Origin of the sequence: Hominisplanchenecus sp. (genome assembly GCF_046967715.1) — a bacterium.
Classification (GTDB): domain Bacteria; phylum Bacillota; class Clostridia; order Lachnospirales; family Lachnospiraceae; genus Hominisplanchenecus; species Hominisplanchenecus faecis.
Map to the genome: position 1 here is coordinate 12,060 of NZ_JBKVNQ010000025.1, position 24,490 is coordinate 36,549.

General features: G+C 45.1%; 19 protein-coding genes and 2 tRNA genes. 20 read left to right on the forward strand and 1 reads right to left on the reverse strand.

Annotation, left to right across the window (positions count from 1 at the left end; translation table 11 throughout):
- Positions 1-19 precede the first annotated feature (19 nt).
- The 10 genes from ACLTL4_RS05285 to aspS all read left to right on the forward strand — a co-directional run bounded on the left by ACLTL4_RS05285 (position 20) and on the right by aspS (position 10,711).
- A complete protein-coding gene (locus ACLTL4_RS05285; RefSeq protein WP_412320305.1) occupies positions 20-1,129 on the forward strand; it encodes a DNA/RNA non-specific endonuclease in 1,110 nt (369 codons plus the stop codon).
- Between the two features lie 150 nt (positions 1,130-1,279).
- A tRNA-Leu gene (locus tag ACLTL4_RS05290) sits at positions 1,280-1,364 on the forward strand.
- A gap of 252 nt (positions 1,365-1,616) precedes the next feature.
- Positions 1,617-1,700: transfer RNA gene (locus ACLTL4_RS05295), tRNA-Leu, on the forward strand.
- A 181-nt stretch (positions 1,701-1,881) separates the two neighbouring features.
- The gene (locus tag ACLTL4_RS05300; protein WP_022120063.1) at positions 1,882-2,406 is read left to right on the forward strand and encodes an adenine phosphoribosyltransferase; all 525 of its coding nucleotides are present in this window, start codon (positions 1,882-1,884) and stop codon (positions 2,404-2,406) included.
- 132 nt (positions 2,407-2,538) lie between these two features.
- Positions 2,539-4,815, forward strand: a complete 2,277-nt coding sequence (locus ACLTL4_RS05305) for a RelA/SpoT family protein (protein ID WP_226911899.1) — start codon at positions 2,539-2,541, stop codon at positions 4,813-4,815.
- Between the two features lie 15 nt (positions 4,816-4,830).
- Positions 4,831-5,466: an MBL fold metallo-hydrolase gene (locus ACLTL4_RS05310; RefSeq protein WP_412291467.1), complete on the forward strand. Its 636-nt coding sequence runs from the start codon at positions 4,831-4,833 to the stop codon at positions 5,464-5,466.
- A 114-nt stretch (positions 5,467-5,580) separates the two neighbouring features.
- Positions 5,581-7,053 carry a coproporphyrinogen dehydrogenase HemZ gene (hemZ, locus tag ACLTL4_RS05315; RefSeq protein ID WP_022120060.1) on the forward strand — a complete coding sequence of 491 codons (1,473 nt, stop codon included), beginning with the start codon at positions 5,581-5,583 and terminating at the stop codon, positions 7,051-7,053.
- Positions 7,034-7,645: an HD-GYP domain-containing protein gene (locus ACLTL4_RS05320; RefSeq protein ID WP_173898082.1), complete on the forward strand. Its 612-nt coding sequence runs from the start codon at positions 7,034-7,036 to the stop codon at positions 7,643-7,645. The genes hemZ and ACLTL4_RS05320 overlap by 20 nt, the downstream gene beginning before the upstream one ends.
- On the forward strand, positions 7,636-8,895 hold the full coding sequence (gene hisS / locus ACLTL4_RS05325; protein ID WP_022120058.1) for a histidine--tRNA ligase: 1,260 nt from the start codon (positions 7,636-7,638) through the stop codon (positions 8,893-8,895). The genes ACLTL4_RS05320 and hisS overlap by 10 nt, the downstream gene beginning before the upstream one ends.
- 16 nt (positions 8,896-8,911) lie before the next feature.
- Positions 8,912-10,711 carry an aspartate--tRNA ligase gene (gene aspS / locus ACLTL4_RS05330; RefSeq protein WP_412320306.1) on the forward strand — a complete coding sequence of 600 codons (1,800 nt, stop codon included), beginning with the start codon at positions 8,912-8,914 and terminating at the stop codon, positions 10,709-10,711.
- 117 nt (positions 10,712-10,828) lie between these two features.
- Here the strand turns inward: aspS and ACLTL4_RS05335 are convergent, their stop codons facing one another.
- Positions 10,829-11,959 carry a hypothetical protein gene (locus ACLTL4_RS05335; protein WP_173866783.1) on the reverse strand — a complete coding sequence of 377 codons (1,131 nt, stop codon included), beginning with the start codon at positions 11,957-11,959 and terminating at the stop codon, positions 10,829-10,831.
- Between the two features lie 139 nt (positions 11,960-12,098).
- On the opposite strand from ACLTL4_RS05335, the gene glyA reads away from it, so the two are divergent.
- From glyA to ACLTL4_RS05385, 10 genes are all read left to right on the forward strand, one after another.
- The gene (gene glyA, locus ACLTL4_RS05340) at positions 12,099-13,337 is read left to right on the forward strand and encodes a serine hydroxymethyltransferase (protein ID WP_022120055.1); all 1,239 of its coding nucleotides are present in this window, start codon (positions 12,099-12,101) and stop codon (positions 13,335-13,337) included.
- Positions 13,338-13,519: 182 nt separating this feature from the next.
- Positions 13,520-15,001 carry an efflux RND transporter periplasmic adaptor subunit gene (locus tag ACLTL4_RS05345; RefSeq protein WP_173866784.1) on the forward strand — a complete coding sequence of 494 codons (1,482 nt, stop codon included), beginning with the start codon at positions 13,520-13,522 and terminating at the stop codon, positions 14,999-15,001.
- 22 nt (positions 15,002-15,023) lie between these two features.
- Complete coding sequence (locus tag ACLTL4_RS05350; RefSeq protein ID WP_022120053.1) at positions 15,024-15,713, forward strand: ABC transporter ATP-binding protein; 690 nt, start codon at positions 15,024-15,026, stop codon at positions 15,711-15,713.
- The gene (locus ACLTL4_RS05355) at positions 15,710-17,641 is read left to right on the forward strand and encodes a biotin/lipoyl-binding protein (protein ID WP_022120052.1); all 1,932 of its coding nucleotides are present in this window, start codon (positions 15,710-15,712) and stop codon (positions 17,639-17,641) included. The genes ACLTL4_RS05350 and ACLTL4_RS05355 overlap by 4 nt, the downstream gene beginning before the upstream one ends.
- A gap of 53 nt (positions 17,642-17,694) precedes the next feature.
- Entirely contained in the window at positions 17,695-18,954 is a 1,260-nt protein-coding gene (locus ACLTL4_RS05360) for an ABC transporter permease (protein WP_215659029.1), read from the forward strand.
- A 159-nt stretch (positions 18,955-19,113) separates the two neighbouring features.
- Positions 19,114-19,848 (forward strand): 30S ribosomal protein S2, encoded by a 735-nt coding sequence (gene rpsB / locus ACLTL4_RS05365; protein WP_147631213.1) that lies wholly within the window; start codon positions 19,114-19,116, stop codon positions 19,846-19,848.
- A gap of 49 nt (positions 19,849-19,897) precedes the next feature.
- Positions 19,898-20,833 (forward strand): translation elongation factor Ts, encoded by a 936-nt coding sequence (tsf, locus tag ACLTL4_RS05370; RefSeq protein WP_022119470.1) that lies wholly within the window; start codon positions 19,898-19,900, stop codon positions 20,831-20,833.
- Between the two features lie 351 nt (positions 20,834-21,184).
- Positions 21,185-21,967 carry a ParA family protein gene (locus ACLTL4_RS05375; protein WP_147631214.1) on the forward strand — a complete coding sequence of 261 codons (783 nt, stop codon included), beginning with the start codon at positions 21,185-21,187 and terminating at the stop codon, positions 21,965-21,967.
- Complete coding sequence (locus tag ACLTL4_RS05380; RefSeq protein ID WP_147631215.1) at positions 21,960-22,808, forward strand: ParB/RepB/Spo0J family partition protein; 849 nt, start codon at positions 21,960-21,962, stop codon at positions 22,806-22,808. The genes ACLTL4_RS05375 and ACLTL4_RS05380 overlap by 8 nt, the downstream gene beginning before the upstream one ends.
- A gap of 131 nt (positions 22,809-22,939) precedes the next feature.
- Positions 22,940-24,442, forward strand: a complete 1,503-nt coding sequence (locus tag ACLTL4_RS05385) for an InlB B-repeat-containing protein (RefSeq protein WP_243860840.1) — start codon at positions 22,940-22,942, stop codon at positions 24,440-24,442.
- Positions 24,443-24,490: the final 48 nt, after the last annotated feature.

Genomic DNA, 24,490 nt, shown 5'->3' on the forward strand with positions numbered 1-24,490 from the left:
AAAGAAAGGCTTGAAAAAGATGAAAGACAACAGAAAGAAAAGAAAAAGATTTCTTCCCATTTGGTTTTTGCTGATTGCATTGCTGATCGGAGGCTGCGGATCGGAAACGGAGAGCCGGCAGACAGATGCCATAATGCAGCAGACGCTGACGGAAACAGCAGATACGCTGGAAGAAACACAGGAGCAAAGAGCAGTCGTTGCTTCGGATGAAACAGAAAGTGCCGCGAAAACGCAGGATGAGATAACGGACTATGCGACGGAAAAAAGTTCAGTGCTTACCATGGAGGAGATCCCGGCCTTTGCGGATGCACCGTATGTGGTGATCGATGATAATGAACCGGATTTTCAGGAAAGTGATTATTCGGAAACATCGTATGAATATTACAGTGATTTGGATGAACTGGGCAGATGCGGTGTGGCAGTTTCGAATATCGGAAAAGATCTGATGCCAACGAAAAAACGCGGTTCGATCGGAAAAGTAAAACCGAGCGGCTGGCATACAGTAAAATACGATTTTGTAGACGGCAAATATCTTTATAATCGTTGCCATTTGATCGGCTATCAGCTGACAGCGGAAAATGCCAACGAAAAGAATCTGATCACCGGTACGAGATACATGAATGTGGACGGGATGCTGCCGTTTGAAAATATGGTGGCTGATTACATCAAAGAAACAGGCAACCATGTTCTGTATCGCGTGACACCGATCTATACAGGAGACAACCTGGTGGCGGACGGCGTGGAGATGGAAGCGAGATCAGTAGAAGATGATGGCGACGGTATCTGTTATCATGTATTTGTGTACAACGAACAGCCGGGTGTTGCGATCGACCATGCGACAGGAGAAAGTCATCTGGCAGAAAATGCTGAAGTTTATGCAAGTCAGGCAGAGTCGGGTGATGAACGTGCAGAAGAAGTTCAGACGGAAGCACCGGCAGAACAGACACAGGTTCAGGAACAGGCTGCAGCGGCGAGCGAGTATATCCTTAATACCAATACCATGAAATTCCATCGTCCAAGCTGTTCCAGCGTGAATCAGATGAGTGACAGTAACAAATGGGTCTACGACGGAACCAGAGAAGAAGTACTGAATATGGGATACGAGCCGTGCAAACGGTGCAATCCATAAAAGTGTATCCGATGTGAGGTACCTTCCATTTTGCCAGATGCCCGGGGAACACAAAATCGTTGCAAAAATATGAAAAATAGAAAAAATTAAAAAAATTTCAAAAAAGGGGTTGACGAAAGGATGGTAAGGTGCTATACTCTCCAGTGTCAAGCAGTTGTGGCGGAATTGGCATACGCGCTAGACTAAGGATCTAGTCTGGGATAACTGGGTACGGGTTCAAGTCCCGTCAACTGCATAAGAGAGTTCGATAGAAATCGAACTCTCTTATCTTTTTGACGAGAGAAATAATGTAAAGAGAAAGTGCATTCGTGATTCTGTCAGGTAAATATCAGAAAAAAGAAAACGGTCTTTTATATCAGATACCTGAATGGATATAGGATCAAACACAGTAAGTTGTCTGAATCGTAGGAAAAATACAAAAAATATAAAAAAATCAAAAAATACTGTTGACAACCACAGAAACCTGTGGTATAAATATAGCTGTGATGCGGAAGTGGCGGAATTGGCAGACGCGCAGGCTTCAGGTGCCTGTGGTAGCAATACCGTGCGGGTTCAAGTCCCGCCTTCCGCACTTTTTTTATCTTGGTCGGAGAAGACTCTCGCTTATAGAAGCGGGGGTCTTTTTTGCTATCAAGCAAAAGGTAGAGTCTTGCAAAGATAATCCCGGGATGATATACTGAATAAATGATTAAAGAAAATCTGCAAAACAGTAGGATTTAAAAACAAATGCCATGTACAGGAGGAGTAGACATATGAAAAAACTGGAAGAATATGTAAGAAGTATACCTGATTTCCCGGAGCCGGGGATTATTTTCCGCGATATCACAACGATTTTGCAGGATCCGGACGGACTGCATCTGGCAATCCAGTCCATGCAGGACAAGCTGAAAGATACCGAGTTTGATGTCGTTGTCGGCACAGAGTCCAGAGGGTTTATTTTTGGTGTACCGATTGCATATAACCTGCACAAGGCATTTGTACCGGTTCGAAAGAAAGGCAAGCTGCCATGTGAAACGGTCAGCATGGAATATGACCTGGAATACGGAAGTGCTGTGATTGAAATGCATAAGGATTCTATCAAACCGGGACAGAAAGTTGTGCTGGTAGATGACCTGGTTGCTACAGGCGGAACGATCGAAGCTGCGATCAAACTGGTTGAGGAACTCGGCGGAGAAGTTGTAAAGGTTGTTTTCCTTATGGAGCTGGCCGGATTAAAAGGCCGTGAAAGATTAAAAGGATATGAGGTAGAGTCTGTACTCTGCTATGATGGGAAATAAAAACAGTAGACAATAGATGGTTGCAGGGGCAGATTCAGAATCTGCTTTCTGCGGATTTCCGGAAAGAGGGTACTGGCTATGAGCGACGAAAAAAACAAAGTAGATACAACGACAGAAATAAAAAATTCAGAGATGAAAAAAGCGGAGATCAAAAAAGCCGATGCGAATGTAAAAACCATGGAGGATTTTACAAGTCCGGAGATCTTGTATGATGAACTGATCGCGAGCGTGAAGAAATATCATCCATCCACGGATATCAGCATGATTGAAAAAGCTTACAAGATTGCTTATGAGGCACATGAGGGTCAGAAGAGAAAATCCGGAGAACCATATATCATTCATCCGCTTTGCGTTGCGATCATTCTGGCAGATCTGGAGCTGGACAAAGAGACGATCGTTGCAGGACTGCTTCACGATGTGGTTGAGGACACGGTCATGACGACGGAGGAGATCACCAAAGAGTTCGGGGCAGAGGTCGCACTTCTGGTGGATGGCGTTACAAAACTGGGACAGCTGAGCTATTCTGCAGATAAGGTGGAAGTACAGGCGGAGAACCTGCGTAAGATGTTCCTTGCCATGGCAAAGGATATCCGTGTGATCCTGATCAAGCTTGCAGACCGGCTTCACAATATGCGTACGCTGAAATATATGAAGCCGGAAAAACAGAAAGAAAAAGCGAGAGAGACGATGGATATTTATGCTCCGCTTGCTCAGAGACTTGGTATTTCCAAGATTAAGGTAGAGCTGGATGACCTTTCGCTGAAATATCTGGAGCCGGAAGTTTATTATGACCTGGTAGAAAAGATCGCTCTGCGTAAAACAGAACGCCAGAAATTTGTGGACGGTATTGTCGCAGAAGTGCGTGCCCATATCGAAAAAGCGGGTATCAAAGCACAGATCGACGGCCGTGTCAAACATTTCTTCAGCATTTACAAAAAGATGGTAAACCAGGACAAAACGCTCGATCAGATCTATGATCTTTTTGCAGTGCGTATCATCGTAGATACGGTCAAGGACTGTTATGCGGCACTCGGTGTGATACATGAGATGTACAAACCGATTCCGGGACGTTTTAAAGATTATATTGCGATGCCGAAGCCGAACATGTATCAGTCTCTGCATACGACGCTGATCGGACCTGGCGGAAGACCGTTTGAGATACAGATCCGTACGTTTGAGATGCATCGTACCGCAGAATATGGTATTGCGGCACACTGGAAATACAAAGAAGCATCAAACAACGGAGGAACCGTCAATGTTTCCAAACAGGAAGAAGAGAAACTGAGCTGGCTGCGACAGATTCTGGAATGGCAGAAGGATATGTCGGACGGCAAAGAGTTTATGAGTCTCTTAAAGAGCGATCTGGATCTGTTTGCAGAAAGTGTCTACTGTTTCACACCGGCTGGTGACGTCAAGAATCTGCCAAATGGTTCCACACCGATCGATTTTGCATACAGCATCCACAGTGCGGTCGGAAACAAGATGATCGGTGCCAGGGCGAACGGCAAGCTGGTCAACATCGATTATGTGATCCAGAACGGGGACCGTATCGAGATCATCACTTCGCAGAATTCCAAAGGTCCGAGCCGTGACTGGCTGAAGATCGTAAAGAGTGCCCAGGCAAAGAACAAGATCAACCAGTGGTTCCGCAATGAATTAAAAGAAGACAATATCACCCGCGGTAAGGAACTGATGGCAGCTTACTGCAAGAGCCGTAGTATTACATTAAGCGACCTGATGAAACCGTCTTACATGGAGAGTGTGATGCGTAAGTATGGTTTTCGTGACTGGGATTCTGCACTGGCAGCGATCGGACATGGCGGTCTGAAAGAGGGACAGGTTGTCAACAAGCTTCTGGATGAGTACAACAAGCAGCACCAGAAGGAGATCACGGATGAGCATATCATGGAAGCTGCTGAGGGCAAAGAAAAGATGCGGATCGCCAAATCCGGGAACGGCATTGTCGTAAAAGGCATCCATGATGTGGCAGTGCGTTTCTCCAAATGCTGTTCACCGGTTCCGGGAGATGAGATCGTCGGATTTGTGACAAGGGGGCGCGGCATTTCCGTTCACAGGACAGACTGCGTAAATGTGATGAACCTTTCAGAGACAGACAGGGCAAGACTGATCGAGGCAGAATGGCAGAAATCTGAGCAGGATAAAAACGAACGTTACACCGTAGAGATCAAGATTTTCGGATACAACCGTACCGGACTTCTTGTGGATATTTCCAAGATTTTTACAGAACGGAAGATTGACCTGAGTTCTCTGAACTGCCGTGTGAACAAACAGGGCGTTGCCACGATCCTGCTTACCTTTGATGTACAGGGCAAAGAAGAGCTTGCAAGCCTGACTGCCAAGATACGTCAGATCGAGAGTGTGATCGATATCCAGCGTACTTCAGGCTGATCAGAGGAGGCGTTTATGGGAAATATAAAAATAGAAAAGATGGTGCTTGGCATGGTGCAGACCAACACCTGGTTTGTGATAAATGAGAAAACAAAGGAACTGATCCTGATCGATCCGGCGGATGATGCCGGGCGGATCATCCGGAAGATTGAAGCGGATGGCCTGAAATTGCAGGGGATTCTGCTTACGCATGGTCATTTTGATCATATCGGTGCGGTGGATGATTTAAAAGCATATTTTAAAGGTGTACAGTGTTATGCCGGCGAGAAGGAAGAGGAAGTACTGGAAAATGGCAGTTACAATCTTTCTGCTTCCTGGGCTGCTGCTCTGTCGATCCGTGCAGACCGTCTGCTGAGAGATAAGGAAACTTTGACTCTTGCAGGGTTTAAGATTAAGGTGATCGAGACACCGGGGCATACAAAGGGCGGTGTCTGTTATTATCTGTCGGAAGAAGGAGTACTGTTTTCCGGGGATACACTGTTTCGCACCAGCGTCGGGAGAACGGATTTTCCGACCGGCAGCATGTCACAGATCGTGCGTTCCGTGCAGTATCTGACGGAGAATCTGCCGGGTGATACAGTCGTTTATCCGGGACACCAGGAAATAACGACGATTGCCTATGAACAAAGATTTAACCCGTATTTATCTTAGCGGGAGTTTTGACTCCGACTAAGATAAACGCTCCGCGAGGCACACATTGTCCGGTGGATCATGGCTTTGTGCCGACCGGAACGTTTGCAAATAAAAATGAAATGAGTAGAACAGATGATAGCAATACAGTTCCAAAAGAGAGATTTTGAGTATGATGTATACAATCTGGTGAAATCGTTTTATCCGGAAGAAGAGATCGTTTTGTCTGACGATGACAGTCCGGCAGCGGAATACGATGAAAAAATCTCTCTTTTTTACGGGAAAAATAAGATAAGCATCCGCATCGAGCGTGTAAGCGGTGACCGGAAACGTCAGGAAGAAGGCGTGTGGCTCACAGAAGAGATGCACGGGCGGAAAGAAAGAAAAAATCAGACAAAAATTTTGCTGTACCATATGCTGCAGAAAAGAACCGGACAGGAACTTCCGTGGGGAACACTGACCGGTGTGCGGCCGACGAAAATACCGATGGCACTGATCGATGCCGGACATTCTAACGTGGAGACGGCAAAGATCATGAGGGAGCAGTATCTGGTCAGCAGGGAAAAAACGGCACTGGCTGTTTCAATTGCCAACAGAGAACGTCATATCCTGGAGGATATTGACTATAAAAACGGATACAGCCTTTACATCGGGATTCCATTCTGCCCAACGATCTGTGCATACTGTTCGTTCAGTTCCAGTCCGTTAAAAGTGTGGAAAAATAAGGTCGATGATTATCTGGATGCACTTTGCCATGAAATCCGGGAAACGGCGAGTATGTGGGCCGGTCAGGTCCTGGATACGATCTATATCGGAGGAGGCACGCCGACCACGCTGGAGCCGCATCAGCTGGAGCGTTTATTGTCTGAAGTGGAAAAATGTTTTGATATCAGCCACATAAAAGAGTATACTGTGGAAGCGGGCAGACCGGACAGTATCACATGGGAGAAGCTGGCTGTGATCCGAAAGCATCCGGTGACCAGGATTTCCATCAATCCGCAGACGATGAACCAGAAGACGCTGGATATCATTGGAAGACGGCATACGGTGGAAGACATCCGAAAGGCATTTGCCGATGCCAGAGAGCTTGGGTTTGACAATATCAACATGGATCTGATCGTAGGACTTCCGGGAGAAGGCATCGAAGAGGTGGAGCACACCATGCAGGAGGTGTTATCTCTTGATCCGGACAGCATCACCGTACATTCTCTGGCCATCAAACGTGCGGCACGTCTCAACCTGTTTAAAGATGAATATAAAGAGATGACTTTCACAAACAATCAGAGGATCATGGAGATGACGGAGCAGTATGCGGCAAAAGCCGGTATGTTCCCATATTATCTCTACCGCCAGAAGAATATGAAGGGCAATTTTGAGAATGTCGGATATGCAAAACCGGAAAAAGAAGGCATTTACAATATCCTGATCATGGAAGAGAAGCAGTCGATCCTGGCACTTGGAGCCGGTGCTTCGACCAAGTTTGTGATGAATGATCGCATTGAGCGTGCGGAAAATGTAAAGGATATTAAAAACTATATCGAGCGGATCGATGAAATGATAGAACGTAAGAAACAGGGTTATTGTGACTATGAAAAAAACCGGGTATAATATCATACAGTTCAGCCTGAGCAAAGAACTGCAGCATGGGATGATGGTCAGTATTCTGGCCGGAGAGCTTGCAAGAAAGGCGGGACTGTCAGAAGAACAGTGCCACGAGCTGTCGATCGCAGGACTTCTGCATGACATCGGGAAACTTGAGATGGCAAAATATGTGTATCAGAAAGGACAGAAGCCGCTTACGATCGAGGAGATCAAGTATGTAAGGCTTCATCCGACACTGGGATATGCGATCACATCGCAAAATCATTATTCGGATTTTATCATAAAAAGCATTTTATATCATCACGAAAATTATGACGGCAGCGGTTTCCCATCGAACCTGAAGGAAGATGAGATCCCCATTGGGGCGAGGATCCTTCGGATCTGTGATGTGTTTGCGGCACTGATCTCCGATCGACCGTACCGCAGAGCTTTTTCATGGGAAAAGGCGGTTGCCATTATGATTGAAGAAATAAAAAATTTTGATCTGAAACTGTTTTTGTGTTTTCTGGAGATCATTCATGATGAGATCATCTGTGAAAGGATCCGGACATGTGAACAGATGAAATGGGATTTAGAGGAGGATACTTTATGGCAATGAAGAAGAAGCCGGTAACCGGCATGAAAGATATTACACCACGCGAGATGGAGATCCGCGATTACGTGATCCGTATGATCAAAGATACTTACGGAACGTTTGGATTTTCTTCCATTGAGACACCTTGCGTGGAGCACATCGAGAACCTCTCCAGCAAGCAGGGCGGAGAAAACGAAAAACTGATCTTTAAGATTTTAAAAAGAGGCGAAAAACTGAAGATCGACACGGCCGAAACCGAGATGGATCTGGTCGACGGCGGACTGCGATACGACCTGACTGTTCCGCTGTCCAGATATTATGCAAACAATGCAAACAATCTGCCAAGTCCGTTCAAAGCACTGCAGATGGGAAATGTATGGCGTGCAGACAGACCGCAGAGAGGCCGTTACCGCCAGTTCATGCAGTGTGATATCGATATTCTCGGCGAGCCGACGATCCTGGCAGAGATCGAGCTGATCCTGGCAACTTCCACGCTGGTCGGCAAACTGGACTTTGAAAACTTTACGATCCGCATCAACGACCGCAGGATCTTAAAAGCCATGGCAGCATGCAGCGGTTTCCCGGAAGAAAGCTACGATACCGTCTTTATCATTCTGGATAAGATGGACAAGATCGGCAAAGAAGGCGTGGCAGAAGAGCTGGAAAAAGAAGGATTTGCAAAAGAGAGCATCGACAAGTACCTGTCCCTGTTTGATGAGGTGACCGAAGATGTAAATGGCGTACGCCGCTTAAAAGAACTTCTGGAAGGCTTCCTGGATCAGAAGATCGCAGAAGAACTGGAGACAATCATCCAGAGTGTTGACACTGTCAAGACAGCAAAATTCCAGATCGTGTTCGATCCGACCCTCGTTCGCGGTATGTCCTACTATACCGGACCGATCTTCGAGATCAGTATTGATGGATTCGGAGGTTCCGTCGGAGGCGGCGGCCGCTACGATGAAATGATCGGCAAATTCACCGGTCAGAAGACCTGTGCATGCGGATTCTCCATCGGATTTGAACGTATTGTCATGCTGCTTCTGGAGCGTGATTATCAGGTTCCGAGCAATGCAGGTAAGAAAGCATATCTGATTGAAAAAAATATGCCGGGTGACAAGCTGGCTGCAATTTTCAAAGAAGCCGCAGAAGAACGCAAGAACGGCAGCATCGTAAGCGTCAATATGATGAAGAAAAATAAAAAATTCCAGAAGGAACAGATGACGGCAGAAGGCTACACAGAATTCAAAGAATTTTTCTGTGACGGCATCAAATAAAGGAGGACAAAAGCAAATGGCTGAATCAATGAAAGGCCTGCACAGAAGCCACAGATGTGCAGAAGTCGTAAACGCAGCGATCGGCAGCGAAGTAACTGTCATGGGCTGGGTACAGAAAAGAAGAAATCTTGGTGGTATGATCTTTATTGATTTAAGAGACAGAAGCGGTCTGTTACAGATTGTTTTTGATGAGAATGATATCGGAACCGAAGGATATGAAAAAGCCGGCAAGTTGAGAAGTGAGTTTGTCATTGCCGTAACCGGTAAACTGGAAAAACGCGGCGGAGCAGTCAACGATAATCTTGCAACCGGCGAGCTGGAAGTAAGAGCAGAGAGTCTGCGTATTCTTTCCGAGTCCGAGACACCGCCGTTTCCGATCGAAGAGCATATCCAGACAAGAGATGAACTTCGTCTGAAATATCGTTATCTGGATCTGCGTCGTCCGAACCTGCAGAGAAACCTGCTGCTTCGAAGCAAAGTAGCAACAGCGATCCGTCGCTTTATGGATGCAGAAGGATTTCTGGAGATCGAAACACCGATCCTGATCAAGAGTACTCCGGAAGGTGCAAGAGACTACCTCGTACCAAGCCGTGTACATCCGGGCAGCTTCTATGCACTGCCGCAGTCACCGCAGCTGCTCAAACAGCTGCTTATGTGTTCCGGATACGACCGCTATTTCCAGATCGCAAAATGTTTCCGTGACGAGGACTTAAGAGCAGACCGTCAGCCGGAGTTCACACAGATCGATATGGAGCTTTCTTTCGTTGATATGGACGATGTCATTGATGTCAATGAGCGTCTCCTGAAATACATTTTTAAAGAGATCGGCGTGGATGTACAGCTGCCGATCCAGCGTATGACCTGGCAGGAAGCCATGGACCGTTTCGGCTCTGACAAACCGGATATCCGTTTCGGCATGGAACTGCAGGACGTATCGGAAGTCGTAAAAGGCTGCGGATTCGGTGTATTTACCGGAGCACTGGAAAACGGCGGAACCGTTCGCGGTATCAATGCCAAAGGACAGGGGCATATGCCGAGAAAGAAGATTGATGCACTGGTAGAAGTAGCAAAGACTTATGGTGCCAAAGGACTGGCATATCTGGCAGTCAATGAAGACGGAACTTACAAATCTTCTTTTGCAAAATTCTTTGAAGAAGAACAGTTAAAAGAACTGGTAAAAGCAATGGACGGAGAACCGGGAGACTTGCTGCTGTTTGCTGCGGACAAGAAAAAAGTTGTTTGGGATGTGCTCGGTGCACTGCGTCTGCATCTGGCAAAGAGTCTGGATCTGCTGAAAAAAGACGATTTCCGTTTCCTGTGGGTTACGGAGTTCCCACTGCTTGAGTGGTCCGAAGAACAGAATCGTTTCGTTGCCATGCATCATCCGTTTACCATGCCGATGGAAGAAGACCTCGATAAGATCGACAGCGATCCGGGAGCAGTACGTGCTCAGGCATACGATATCGTACTGAACGGAAATGAGATCGGTGGCGGAAGTATCCGAATCCACCAGGATGATATTCAGTCCAAGATGTTCGAAGTACTTGGATTTACGCCGGAACAGGCACAGAAACAGTTCGGATTCCTTCTGGATGCATTCAAATATGGAGTACCGCCACACGCAGGACTGGCATACGGACTGGATCGTCTGATCATGCTGATGGCAGGAGAAGACAGCATCCGTGAAGTTATGGCCTTCCCGAAAGTAAAAGATGCTTCCTGCCTGATGATGCAGGCACCGGATGAAGTAGATCCGAAACAGCTGGAAGAGCTTGGTCTTGAGATCGAGAAAAAAGAAGAAAAAGAAGAAAAATAAAAAGACAGGATAATAGAAAATCCCGGATAACTGAAGAAATTCAGAAATCCGGGATTTTTTATCTTGTTCGGATTGCAATCTCCGACCAGGATGACCGCTCGTTCGCTGAGTCGGCTTTTACTGTTCTGTATCCGACACACTGTCAGAAACATCAACGGATCCATTTTGAAAAGCCTGAATGGCAGCTCCGGCATTTCCAAGAAGTGCATTGGTGAAATCTTCGTTCAGCTGGATTTCCCAGGAAGAGCCGTTGTTTGTAAAATGGATCGTCACTTCGGTATCCGTCGTGTCGGTGTTTTCTGTCAGTGCCTGTGCAAGCAGAGCGGCTGTTTCATCAGCAAGCTCACTAGAAGAGGCACGGAGTGACTTTGAGGTAGCCGCATAGTGTATCAGAAGATCCTGATAATGTTTTAATACACGCTTCATATCCAGGCTGGTGATGGAAAGTGTTGCCGTGGCAGATTTTTCTGCCTGGTCTTCCTGAACCGACAGGATTTTATAAGAGATACATTTACTTAATTGTTCGGCAAGAGCATGGTCCACTTTCTCATAGTCCTTGCTGTACGTGGCAAAAATATCATGCATGTTCAGATAAGATTTCCATTGGTCCGGGGACTTTTCTTTCAGCCCTTCCATGACAACGTTAATGATCTCTTCCGGTGTGACCAGATATGGATCTTTCAGATAGGTGATAAAACCGCTGACCAGATCATCCTCCAGCTGATCCGTATTCTGGATCATCCAGCCATCCTCCGTTTTCAGAAGCTTGATATCCGCTTCGGTGGTCACCAAATCATAGGTGTTTTCGGATAAAACATCGCCAAGCAGTGCAAAATAAGAGTTCAGCGTCATATTTTCCGATGAGCCGCTGCCCGTACCTTTCTTGACGAGAGCCAGACAGATATCCTTTGCGAGGGCATGCGTATCCAGATTGGTGATTTCTACGTGCACCGTCGCTTTCTTATCCTCCACGGAAGAACTCTTTATCTTATAATCGAAATTCTGAAAGAACCGTTTTACCGCTTCAGTTGTCTCGATTCCGACATCGCTGCTGGAAGAATGGGAACTCATCATATCCTCATAGGAAACAAAAGCCTTGATCGTGCTCTCATCCAGCTCTTTGATCAGGTTCAATTCCTTTTTGACAGCACGTTTCGGAGAGTCCTTGGAACATCCGCCGAGCGAAAAAGGCATGACCAGAAGCAAAAGGATCAGGAGCAGAGAGGCAGAAAAATATTTCCGGTTCATAGCGTCCTCCTTATAGCAAATTTAAATTTATTTTATCCGATATCAAAGATATTGTCAAACATCTTGACATTTTTGCAAAAGTTATATATATTTAAACAAACTTGCAAATGAATAAAACTTCAGAAAGAGAGGATCAGATATGTATTCGTTAGATGAAGTAAAATCCGTAGACCCGGAAATCGCATCCTGTATCATCAAAGAAGAAGAACGTCAGAACAGTCACATTGAGCTGATCGCTTCCGAAAACTGGGTAAGCAAAGCTGTCATGGCAGCCATGGGCAGCCCATTGACGAATAAATATGCAGAAGGATATCCTGGCAAACGTTATTATGGCGGGTGTCAGTGTGTGGATGAGGTAGAGCAGCTTGCCATTGACCGTGCCAAAGAACTGTTTGGATGCACCTATGCCAATGTACAGCCACATTCCGGAGCACAGGCAAATATGGCAGTCTTTTTTGCCATGTTAAAGCCGGGAGATACCGTGATGGGCATGAACCTTGCACACGGCGGACATCTGACACACGGAAGCCCAGCAAATTTTTCCGGTGCATATTTTAACATTGTACCGTATGGCGTAAACGATGACGGCGTGATCGATTACGAAGAAGTCAGAAGGATCGCAAACGAATGTCATCCGAAACTGATCGTAGCCGGTGCCAGTGCCTATGCAAGGATCATCGATTTCAAGAAGTTCCGCGAGATCGCCGATGAAGTCGGTGCGTATCTGATGGTGGATATGGCACATATCGCAGGACTTGTGGCAGCAGGACTCCATCCAAGCCCGATCCCGTATGCGGATGTGACAACGACCACAACACACAAAACGCTGCGTGGACCAAGAGGCGGTCTGATCCTCTCGAGCGAAGAAACAGCAAAGAAATTTAACTTTAACAAAGCTATTTTCCCTGGCACACAGGGTGGACCGCTGATGCATGTGATCGCAGCAAAAGCTGTCTGCTTTAAAGAAGCACTGTCAGATGATTTCAAGATATATGCTCAGGGTGTTATTGACAATGCCCAGGCACTTTGCAGCGGTCTTACAAAACGCGGCATCCGCATTGTTTCCGGAAAGACGGAAAATCATCTGATGCTGGTGGATCTGACCAACCTTGGAAAGACCGGAAAAGAAGCAGAAAACCTGCTGGATGAGGTCAACATCACCTGCAATAAAAATACTATACCAAACGATCCGAAATCCGCTTTTGTGACGAGTGGTGTCCGACTTGGAACGGCAGCTGTCACCTCAAGAGGCATGAATACCGAAGACATGGATGTGATCGCAGAAGCGATCGCCATCGTGCTGAAAGAGGAAGAAAATGCTGCAAAACGGGCAAAAGCTTTGGTGAAAGGTCTGACGGAGAAATATCCGCTGATCTAAAAAATCGAATAAAATATCCGGAAGGCTCCTGCATATGCGGGAGCCTTTTTGATGGCAAAGTGAAGTGTGAATACAGAACGTTCAAACTTTAAAAGAAAATTAAGTATTCAATAAAAAGGGAATGTGTTATACTGTACGGGTCAGAGAAATATCTGTTTATAAACCAGAGGCAGGAGGTAAATATGAATAAAAAGAAATTGATCATAGGGGGGACTGCGGCAGGCGTGATCCTTGTTGCGGCAATCTTTGGATTTGTTTTTCTGAAGGGACATTCATCCGGTTCTTCAGACAGTGGAGATTTGGTGTATGTGGATTCTGTGACATCGATCATGGGACTTGGAAGCGGTACCGGACAGCTGAACCGTTTCGCAGGTGTGGTGGAGCCGCAGAAAACGGTGACGATCAAACAGTCATCCGACAAAAAGGTAAAAGAATGTTATGTAAAAGAAGGCGATGAGGTCAAAAAGGGCCAGAAGCTTTTTATTTATGATACATCAGAAGCGGAGGAGAACCTTTCTAGCAAAGAGATCGAGATCGACCGCATTAAGATGGATATCGAAACTTACAAATCAAATATTGCAACACTTCAGAAAGAAAAAGCAAATGCGTCCAGCGAAGATCAGCTGGATTATACTGTGCGTATCCAGTCTGCCCAGAACAACCAGAAAAAGAGCGAATACGAGCTGAAAAGCACGCAGCAGGAGATCGAGCAGCTTAAAAAGAGCATTCAGGAAGCAGAAGTGACAAGTGAGATCGACGGAGTCGTAAAATCCATCAACAATTCCAGTGATGACAGTGCCGGATATTCCGGCTCTTCTTCGGATGATTCCAATGCGTATATGACGCTTTTATCGACCGGACATTACCGCATCAAAGGTACGATAAATGAACAGAACCGTACTTCTTTAAATGAAGGTGATGCCGTAATCGTACATTCCCGTGTAGACGAAAACCAGACCTGGAAAGGTACCGTAAGCACGATCGATCTGGAGCATCCGGAGGAAAACAGCGACAGCGGCTATTATATGAGCAGTTCTTCTTCAAGTGATACGACAAGTTCCAGCAACTATCCGTTTTACATTGATCTGGAGGATGACAGTGACCTGATGCTCGGACAGCATGTTTATGTGGAAAAAGACGAAGGCCAGACAGAAAACAGAGAGGGCCTGTGGCTGACAAGCTATTATATCATCCAGGAAGACGGACAGGATCCTTACGTCTGGGCAGCCGGCAGACACGATAAGATCGAAAAACGCAAAGTAACGCTTGGCGAATATGATGAAAAACTCGATCAGTATCAGATCACGGACGGTCTGACGGAGGATGATTATATCGCTTACCCGGAAGATTCCATCACAGAGGGCGAAAAAGTAACAAAAAATATCGAAGATATATATGGAAACAGCGATGATGGCTCTGATGGAAGTATGGATGGTGGTGTGGATTCGGATGTCATGAACGGATCTGATGATGGAGAGATCATAGGAGGATCTGACGAGGATGTTATGCCAAAGGAGGCCGGAAGTGCATCCGATATGATAAACAGTGCGGATGATAATATGCCGGATGAAGAAGATTATCCGGACGACAGTGCAGATGACAGTGCAGGCAGCATGCCGGACGGGGCAGCAGAAACCGGAGATCGTCCTGCAAGTGCAGAATAATGCGGCATTGGAGGAAAAGACAGTGATATTGGAATTGAAACATATATATAAAGACTATATTCAGGGCAGCATGGTTGTTCCGGTCTTGAAGGATATCAATCTCCAGGTAGAGAAAGGAGAATATCTGGCGATCATGGGTCCGTCCGGTTCTGGAAAGTCCACGCTTATGAATATCGTGGGCTGCCTGGACCGTGCGACAAAGGGAGAATTCATCCTGGACGGTCATATGGTGGGCGGTATGAAAGACAATGATCTGGCGGATCTAAGGCTCAATACGATCGGTTTTGTATTTCAGACGTTTCAGCTTCTGCCAAGACAGACTGCACTGGATAATGTTGCACTGCCGCTGATCTATGCGGGCGTACCGAAAGCAGAGCGTATGAAACGTGCGGCGGCGGCACTTGACAAGGTCGGACTTTCTGACCGTATGAATTTTATCCCGAATCAGCTTTCCGGAGGTCAGAAACAGCGTGTAGCAATCGCCAGGGCGATCGTCAACAATCCGGAAATCCTTCTGGCGGATGAGCCGACCGGTGCACTGGATTCCAAGTCCAGTCATCAGGTCATGGAGCTTTTCCAGAAGTTAAATGACGAAGGAGTTACCGTTGTCATGATCACGCACGACAGCCATGTGGCACAGTGTGCAAAGCGGATCGTTGACATTTTTGACGGTGAGATTTCAGAACGTGACCGAAAGGAGGAAACTCTTTGAAGAAAAAGAATGTGATGATCATAACGGCAGCGGTACTGGTGTGTGCGATCACAATCACGGGGATCGCAAGAGCAGTAAGAGGCGGCGGCAGTGCCGTGGATGTCACGCAGGTATCTTACCTGAACAGCGGCTGGTGGGATGAAGGCACTTCAACCAGCGGTTATGTTACGGCAAATGCTTCTCAGGATGTCTATCTGGAAAGCGACAGCGTGGTAGAGAAAGTTTATGTGAAAAAGGGTGACAAAGTCAAGATTGGCGATACCCTTCTGGAATATGACAAGACCCTTCTGCAGCTGAATCTGGAAGAAGAACAGATCAACAAACAGATTCAGGAGTTGGAACTGCAGGGAGCAAAAAATGATCTGGAAAAATTAAAGAAGATCACACCAGTGCCAGACAGTGAAGGCAGCTCATCCGGTGCCTCTCTTCTGGATGAGCCGGATGACAGTTCAGATGATCTGGATGACAGTGGAGCAGATGGATATGAGGAAGCCAGGGCAACGATTGTGAAACATAATGTTTCACTGGTTTCCACGGCAGCAGGTGCGGATGTGCAGGTCATTGACGGAAACAGCGATGGCAGTGACAGCACCGGAACGGTCGGCGGGGAGACAACGCAGCAGACTGAAAGCCAGACGCCGGAAAGCACGACGCCTTCCACGGAGCCGGCATATCCGGCAGAAACGGAATCCGAGCCAGAAACAGAAGAAGAGACGGAAGATTCTCCGCTTGCAAAGACAAAGGCGTACCAGAAACTGGATTATAAGACGAAATACTATAAAGGAAGCGGAACGAAAAAAGATCCGTATGTGTATCTCTGCAAAGAAGGAGCAGAGGTTTCGGCATCTTTCATGAACAAAATCCTTGGATTCAATACCGATGGCAGTTCCAGAAAAGAAGGCGGTGTGAATAAAGACGGAAAAGGCTGCTATGCAGTTTTGCAGATCAGAGAGGGAGATTCTCTGGCGGGCGGATATATCAAATCCGTGACGATCAACGGAACGATCGATGCAGGCAAAGCCTATGCTCCGGATGTGACCTGGATCTTTACCAGCCAGGGCATTACCAAAAAAGTGCCGGATATCCAGGATCCGCAGAACGATGATCCGGATGAACCGGACGATCCGGATGAACCAGACGATCCGGGTGATGGTCCGTTTGAACCGGGTGATGGCATTTATACCGTATCGGAACTCAAACAGGCGATCGCCGAAAAAGAAAAAGAAATCAAGGAACTTGAGCTGGATATCCGTGATGCGGAAGTCAGTGTCAGCCAGGCACAGAGAAAACTGGATGAGGCTACGGTGAAGGCAACAATCAACGGTGTGGTGAAAACCGTCGGCGATCCGAAAGTCGGACAGGTTGACGGAGAAGCTTTTCTGACAGTGACAAGCAACAAAGGAATGTATGTGAAGGGCAGCATCAGCGAGATGGATCTCGGAAACGTCGTTGTCGGTTCCACAATTACCGGAACGGCACAGGAGAGCGGTACACCGATCACAGCAGAGATCACAGAGATTTCCAAATATCCGTCTAACGCTGATGGCAATTATTATGGCGGAGACAGCAATCCGAATGCTTCCAGCTATCCTTTTACTGCCTATATTGAGGATTCTGATGATCTGATCAATCATGAATACGTGGATATCCAGATCGAAGGAAACGGCGGAAACGGATCTTCCGTTTATCTGCCGAAAGCACTGATCCGCATGGAAAACGGGCAGAGCTATGTATATATAGAAGGAAAAAATAAAAAACTGAAGAAACAGTATGTCCGTACAGGACAGACATTATATTCCACCTATATTGAAGTAAAAGAAGGAGTCAGTGAGACAGACTGGATCGCCTTTCCATACGGAAAAGCAGTAAAAGAAGGTGCACCGGTAAAAGAACTGGAAGGAAGCGGATTCGCAGATCAGTTATACTGATCGGGCATGCGTTTTTCAGTACTTGCCGTGCAGTTGAAAACAGGAGGTAGAATGTGTTAGAAAATATAAGACTGGCATTTCAGGGTGTATGGTCGCATAAACTGCGTTCTATGCTGACGATGCTCGGTATTATTATCGGTATTGCATCCATTATTTCCATTGTTTCTACGATTCAGGGAACGAACGAACAGATCAAGCAGAATCTGATCGGCGGCGGAAATAATACGGTAGATATAGAGCTTTACCGTGCAGATGAAAAAATCCAGGTGTCGGATTACGAACAGGCACCGAGCGGCGTGCCGACCATAACGAATGATATTCTGCAGGAGATCAAAGACGTGGACGGTGTGGAGAGTGCCGCCGCCTACTACAGCAGAAGCTATGCCGACAGTATTTATTATAATAATAACTCTCTTCAGGGAGCACAGGTACTTGGCGTAGACAACAATTATTTCAGTACGACCGGTTATGTAGTGCGTACCGGCCGTACCTTCCGGGAAGAGGACTACAAAGAATTCCATAAAGTTGTGATCCTGGATCAGTCGGCAGCGACAAGCCTGTTTCAGGAGGAAAGTCCGCTCGGAAAAACGATCGAGATCAACAAAGAGCCGTTTACGGTCATCGGGATTGCACAGAAACTGGAAGAATTTGAGCCGACGATCAATAGCTTTGAAGAATATAATAACTATAAAGGAAACGAAAGTCTTGGCGTGGTCTACATTCCTTCCGCATGCTGGTGCATTCCGTATCAGTATGACGAGCCGCAGAATGTTGTGGTACGTGCATCATCCACCGAGACGATGACAAAAGTCGGACAGAAAAGTGCAGATATCCTGAATGGCTACATGAATGTAAAAGAAGACGATGTAAAATACAAAGCAACGGATGTGCTGGAACTTGCAGCACAGATCCAGAGTTCCAGTGCCACGATGAACACGCAGCTGATTTGGATCGCAAGTATTTCTCTTCTGGTCGGCGGTATCGGCGTTATGAACATCATGCTGGTATCGGTAACCGAGCGAACGAGCGAGATCGGACTGAAAAAGGCGATCGGAGCCAAGAAACGCAGCATCCTGACGCAGTTTCTGACGGAGGCGGTTGTGCTGACAAGTCTTGGCGGAATTATCGGAGTGATCGCAGGAAATATCCTGGCACAGGTCATCCATAAAGTTTCCGGGACACCGGTAGCGATCAGTATTCCGGCAATTCTGATCTCTGTGCTGTTTTCCATGGTGATCGGAATCGTGTTCGGACTGCTCCCGTCGGTACAGGCCGCAAACCTCGATCCGATCGATGCTCTGCGTCACGAATAAGCACGAAGAAATCAGAAAAAAGGCTTGCACTTGGAAAATTTTTATGATACACTACCAGAGGCAAAAAATAATCACGTGTGTGGATTCTGAAGATGGTGCTGCATGGCAGTTGATTAGGAAGCAAAAGCACACGGAAGAAAAACCAAAAGGAGAAAAGACATGAGTGTAATTTCAATGAAACAGTTACTGGAAGCAGGTGTTCATTTCGGACATCAGACAAGAAGATGGAACCCTAAAATGGCTCCGTACATCTACACAGAGAGAAATGGTATCTACATCATCGACCTGCAGAAAACAGTAGGTATGGTAGACACAGCTTACAAAGCAGTAGAAGATATCGTAGCTGACGGCGGTACCGTTCTTTTCGTTGGTACAAAGAAACAGGCTCAGGATGCTGTTAAGACAGAAGCTGAGAGATGCGGAATGTACTATGTAAACGAAAGATGGCTTGGTGGTATGCTGACAAACTTCAAGACCATCCAGAGCAGAATCAAACGTCTGAAAGAGATCGAGGCTATGCAGGAAGACGGTACTTTTGATGTACTGCCGAAAAAAGAAGTTATCGCTCTGAAAAAAGAGATGGATAAACTGCAGAAAAACCTTGGCGGTATCAAAGACATGAAGAAAATCCCGGATGCTATCTTCGTAGTAGATCCGAAAAAAGAAAGAATCTGTGTTCAGGAAGCTCATACACTGGGTATCACTCTGATCGGTATTGCAGATACAAACTGTGATCCGGAAGAACTGGATTATGTAATCCCAGGTAATGATGATGCTATCCGTGCCGTAAAACTGATCGTTTCCAAGATGGCAGACGCTGTTATCGAAGCAAATCAGGGTGCAGAAGAAGCAGTAGCTGAAGAAGCTGCAGAAACAGAAGAAGCAGCTGAATAATTAATAGATACAAAGCAAATATACCACTTATTATCCGGAGGAAAATAAAATGGCAGTTACAGCAAAACTGGTAAAAGAGTTAAGAGAGATGACCGGAGCAGGTATGATGGACTGTAAAAAAGCCCTGACTGCTACAGACGGTGATATGGACAAGGCTGTTGAGTTCCTGAGAGAAAAAGGACTGGCAACCGCTCAGAAAAAAGCAGGAAGAATTGCAGCAGAAGGTATCGTAATGCTGAAAGTTTCCGAAGACGGTAAAAAAGCTGTTGCAGTAGAAGTAAATGCTGAGACAGACTTTGTTGCAAAGAATGAAAAGTTCCAGGGATATGTTGCACAGGTTGCAGAACTGGCTCTGAACACAAAAGCAGCAGATATCGATGCATTTATGGAAGAAGAGTGGACATTCAGCGAGTCCGCTACCGTAAAAGAAGAACTGGCTCATCAGATCGCAACCATCGGCGAGAACATGAACATCCGTCGTTTTACACAGGTTACAGAAGAAAACGGTTTCGTAGCTTCTTATACACACATGGGCGGTAAGATCGGTGTTCTGGTTGACGTTGAGACAGACGTTGTAAACGATGCAGTAAAAGAAATGGCTAAAAACGTAGCAATGCAGGTTGCAGCTCTGAAACCGCTGTACACAAACGACAGCGAAGTAAGTGCAGAATACATTGCTCATGAAAAAGAAATCCTGCTGGCTCAGATCATGAACGATCCGAAAGAATCCCAGAAACCGGAAAAGGTTATCCAGGGCATGATCGCAGGCCGTATCAACAAAGAGCTGAAAGAAATCTGTCTGCTGGATCAGGTATATGTAAAAGCAGAAGACGGAAAACAGTCTGTTGGTAAATACGTTCAGGAAGTAGCAAAAGCAAATAACGCAAACATCACAATCAAAGGTTTCGTAAGATTTGAAACAGGCGAAGGTCTGGAGAAAAAAGAAGAAAACTTTGCAGAAGAAGTTGCAAAACAGATGAAATAAATCATAAGTTATCATAACTTGATTTTATAAAAAAAATTCTATTTTATAACGGGTGAAAACCCACATTATAGAGGAGAAAATCCCTTAAATGTACTATTTTTAGTATGTTTGAGGGATTTTTTTTGCTTTCTGAATCCTGAAAATGCAAAATATCTTAAATTCATAAAATATCATAAATTATCACGTCTTATCGTAGAATTTTGGTTTATTTTGGTTTGATTTTGGAAAATTTTGGTTCAACCAAATTAGATGCGAAGTCTTCCTGTTTCTTTAGTAAGACGAAAATGTAACACAATAATCAGAGCCGATATGAGTTTTCATTCTAAAAAATGTATAAGGAGGAAGAAAGAAATGTGTAAGGTAATTGCAATAGCAAACCAGAAGGGTGGAGTAGGAAAAACTACTACAACAGTTAATTTAGGTATTGGATTAGCAAGAAAGGGAAAAAGGGTTGTGTTAATAGATGCAGACCCACAGGGTAGCATGACAGTAAGTCTTGGAATTGATGAACCAGACAAGATTGAGTATTCATTGGCAAATGTGTTAATGGATGTTGTAAATGAGGAAGAAATCGATTATGCAAAAATAATTTTAAAACATGAAGAAAATATTGATTTTATTCCGGCAAACATAGAGTTGGCAGGATTAGAGGTTTCTATGGTTAATGTAATGAGCAGGGAATTAGTAATGAAAAGATTTATTTCTAATATAAAAGAAAACTATGACTATATTCTCATTGACTGTATGCCAAGCCTTGGAATGATAACTATTAATGCGCTTGTATGTGCCAATTCAGTACTAATTCCAGTTCAGGCATCGTATTTACCGGTAAAAGGATTACAGCAGTTAATAAAGACGATAAGCAGAGTAAGAAGACAGATAAATCCGGAGCTAAAAATAGAAGGTATGGTTATGACAATGGTTGATATGCGTTCTAACTATACAAAGGACATATTAGAGGCATTAGAGAGCACCTACGGAGAAACAATTGGAATATTTGACAGCAGAATACCAATGTCAGTAAGAGCTGCAGAAACAAGTGCTGAGGGAAAGAGTATATATATTCATGATCCAAGGGGAAAGGTGGCAAAAAGTTATGAAGAATTAACAGAGGAGGTGCTTGTACATGAGTAAAGTAAGAGAAAAAATAAAATTAACAAGTTATGATGAATTATTGAAAGTGGAAATAACAGATGGATTAAAAGAAATAGATGTAGATAAATTACATGATTTTAGCAATCATCCATTTAAGGTGTCGGATGATGAAAAGATGGAAGAATTAACAGAGTCAATAAGGGAAAGAGGTGTACTTCTTCCTATATTGGTAAGGAAAACAAATGACGAAGAATACGAGATAATATCGGGACACAGAAGAACTCACGCAGCAAGACTTGCAGGAATTGAAAAGGTGCCGGTTATTATAAGGGAATTAAGTGATGACGATGCCACAATTGTAATGGTTGATTCAAATATTCAAAGAGAAGAAATTCTTCCAAGTGAAAAAGCATATGCATTTCAAATGAAACTTGAAGCGATTCAACATAAAGGAATAAAAGGAGAAGAAAGCAGGGAAGTTGTAGGAGAGGCAAATGGCTTGTCAGGGAGACAGGTATCACGATACATAAAGCTTACTAATCTGTTACCGGAGTTACTTGAAATGGTAGATGAAAAAAAGATTGCCATAAAACTTGCAGTGGAAATAGCAGAATTGTCCGAGAGTGAACAGCAGGAAATTTTAGATTATTTCAATCTTGGATATAAGGTTAGTTTAGAGCAGGTTAAGGCAATTAAAAATAAGGAAAAATCAACAGACATCATTGAAAGATCGGAAGAGAAAACTCAGCAGAGTGCAAAGGTTACAATATCCAGGAAGAAACTTAAGCAGTATTTTCCTGAAAATTATACAAAGGCAGAAATGGAGAACATAATTTACCAGTTATTGGAGAAATGGAAGAGTGATGGTTATGACATTTGATTATTATTATGGAGCTCAGGCAGAGCAGTTTAATTTCATAAGAATTCCCAAAGCAATGATTGTAGACCCAATGTTTGCAGATTTGTCAGTCAATGCAAAACTTCTTTGCGGCTAACGGCGGTACAGGCACAATGGCAGATGTGACCGGTATTTCCGGCAAATACACGCTTCCTGCAAACGGCTTCACTGCTCCTGCCGGTAAGCAGTTCAAGGCTTGGAGCGTTGGCGGTGTTGAAAAGGTGGTTGGCGATAAGATTACCGTTACTGCTAACACTACCGTAACCGCAGTTTGGGAAGCTGTTGAGTACAATGTAACCGTGACAGGCGGTACTGCATCCGTTGGTGCAGGCACTCCGATCACCAAGGCAACAATGGGTACAACCGTTACTCTGACCGCAGGTGCAGCTCCGTCCGGCAAGGTATTTGATAAGTGGGAAGTTGTAAGCGGCGGCATTACCCTTGCAGACGCAAATAGCGCAACCACAACATTTACTATGCCTGCAAGTGCAGTAAGTGTGAAAGCGACCTACAAGAACGCTCCACATACGCACACCTATAATCAGGAAACTGTAAAACCAGAAGCACTTAAAACCCCTGCTGACTGCACAAGCAACGCAGTATATTTCAAGAGCTGCTCCTGCGGTGCAATCAGCACAACAGATACCTTCGTAGCGATGAATACTGCTCTCGGTCATGCATATGGTTCTGATTGGAAATACGATTCTACAAACCACTGGCACGAATGTTCTCGTTGCCACGACAAAAAGGACGAAGCGGCTCACGATTACGGTTCTGACAATGTTTGCGACACCTGCGGATATTACAAAACTGTACCGCACACTCACAATCTGACTTTGGTTGCTGCGAAAGCTGCCACCTGCACAGAGGGCGGTAAGGAAGCATACTACAAGTGCGAAGGTTGTGGCAAGTTCTATGAAGATGTACTCGGTACAAAGGAAATAACCGACCTTGCATCTTGGGGCAATATTGCTAAGATTGCCCACACCACAAAGCAAACCGTAACAAAGGCAACCCCAACAGCAAACGGCAAGATAGTAAATTACTGTTCGGTATGTAAGAAAACTCTTTCAACGACAGTAATTCCAAAGGCATCAAGCATAAAGCTTAAAGCAACATCATTAACATATAACGGAAAGGTTAGAACACCTAAGGTTATTGTTAAGGACAGAACAGGAAAGACACTTGTTAAGAATACTGACTATACTGTGTCTTATGCAAAAGGCAGAAAGTATGTTGGCAAGTACGCAGTAAAGATTACCTTTAAGGGTAAATACAGCGGAACAAAGACGCTTTATTTCACAATCAAGCCAAAGGCAACAAGTATTTCCTCACTTAAAGCAGGTTCAAAGAAGTTTACAGTAAAGTGGAAGAAGCAGGCTACACAGACAACAGGCTATCAAGTTCAAGTCGCAACCAATAAGAAATTCAAGAAGAACAAGAAAACCGTAACAATCAAGAAGCAGAAGACTACAAAGACTACCGTTAAAAAGCTTAAGGCAAAGAAAAAATATTATGTAAGAGTTTGCACCTATAAGACAGTTAAGATTAACGGCAAATCCATAAGGATTTATTCAGGCTGGTCAAAAACTAAGACTGTTACAACAAAGAAATAACAGATAGCTAACCATTTAAGGATGGCGGTAGCGGAGCTTCCGCTGCCG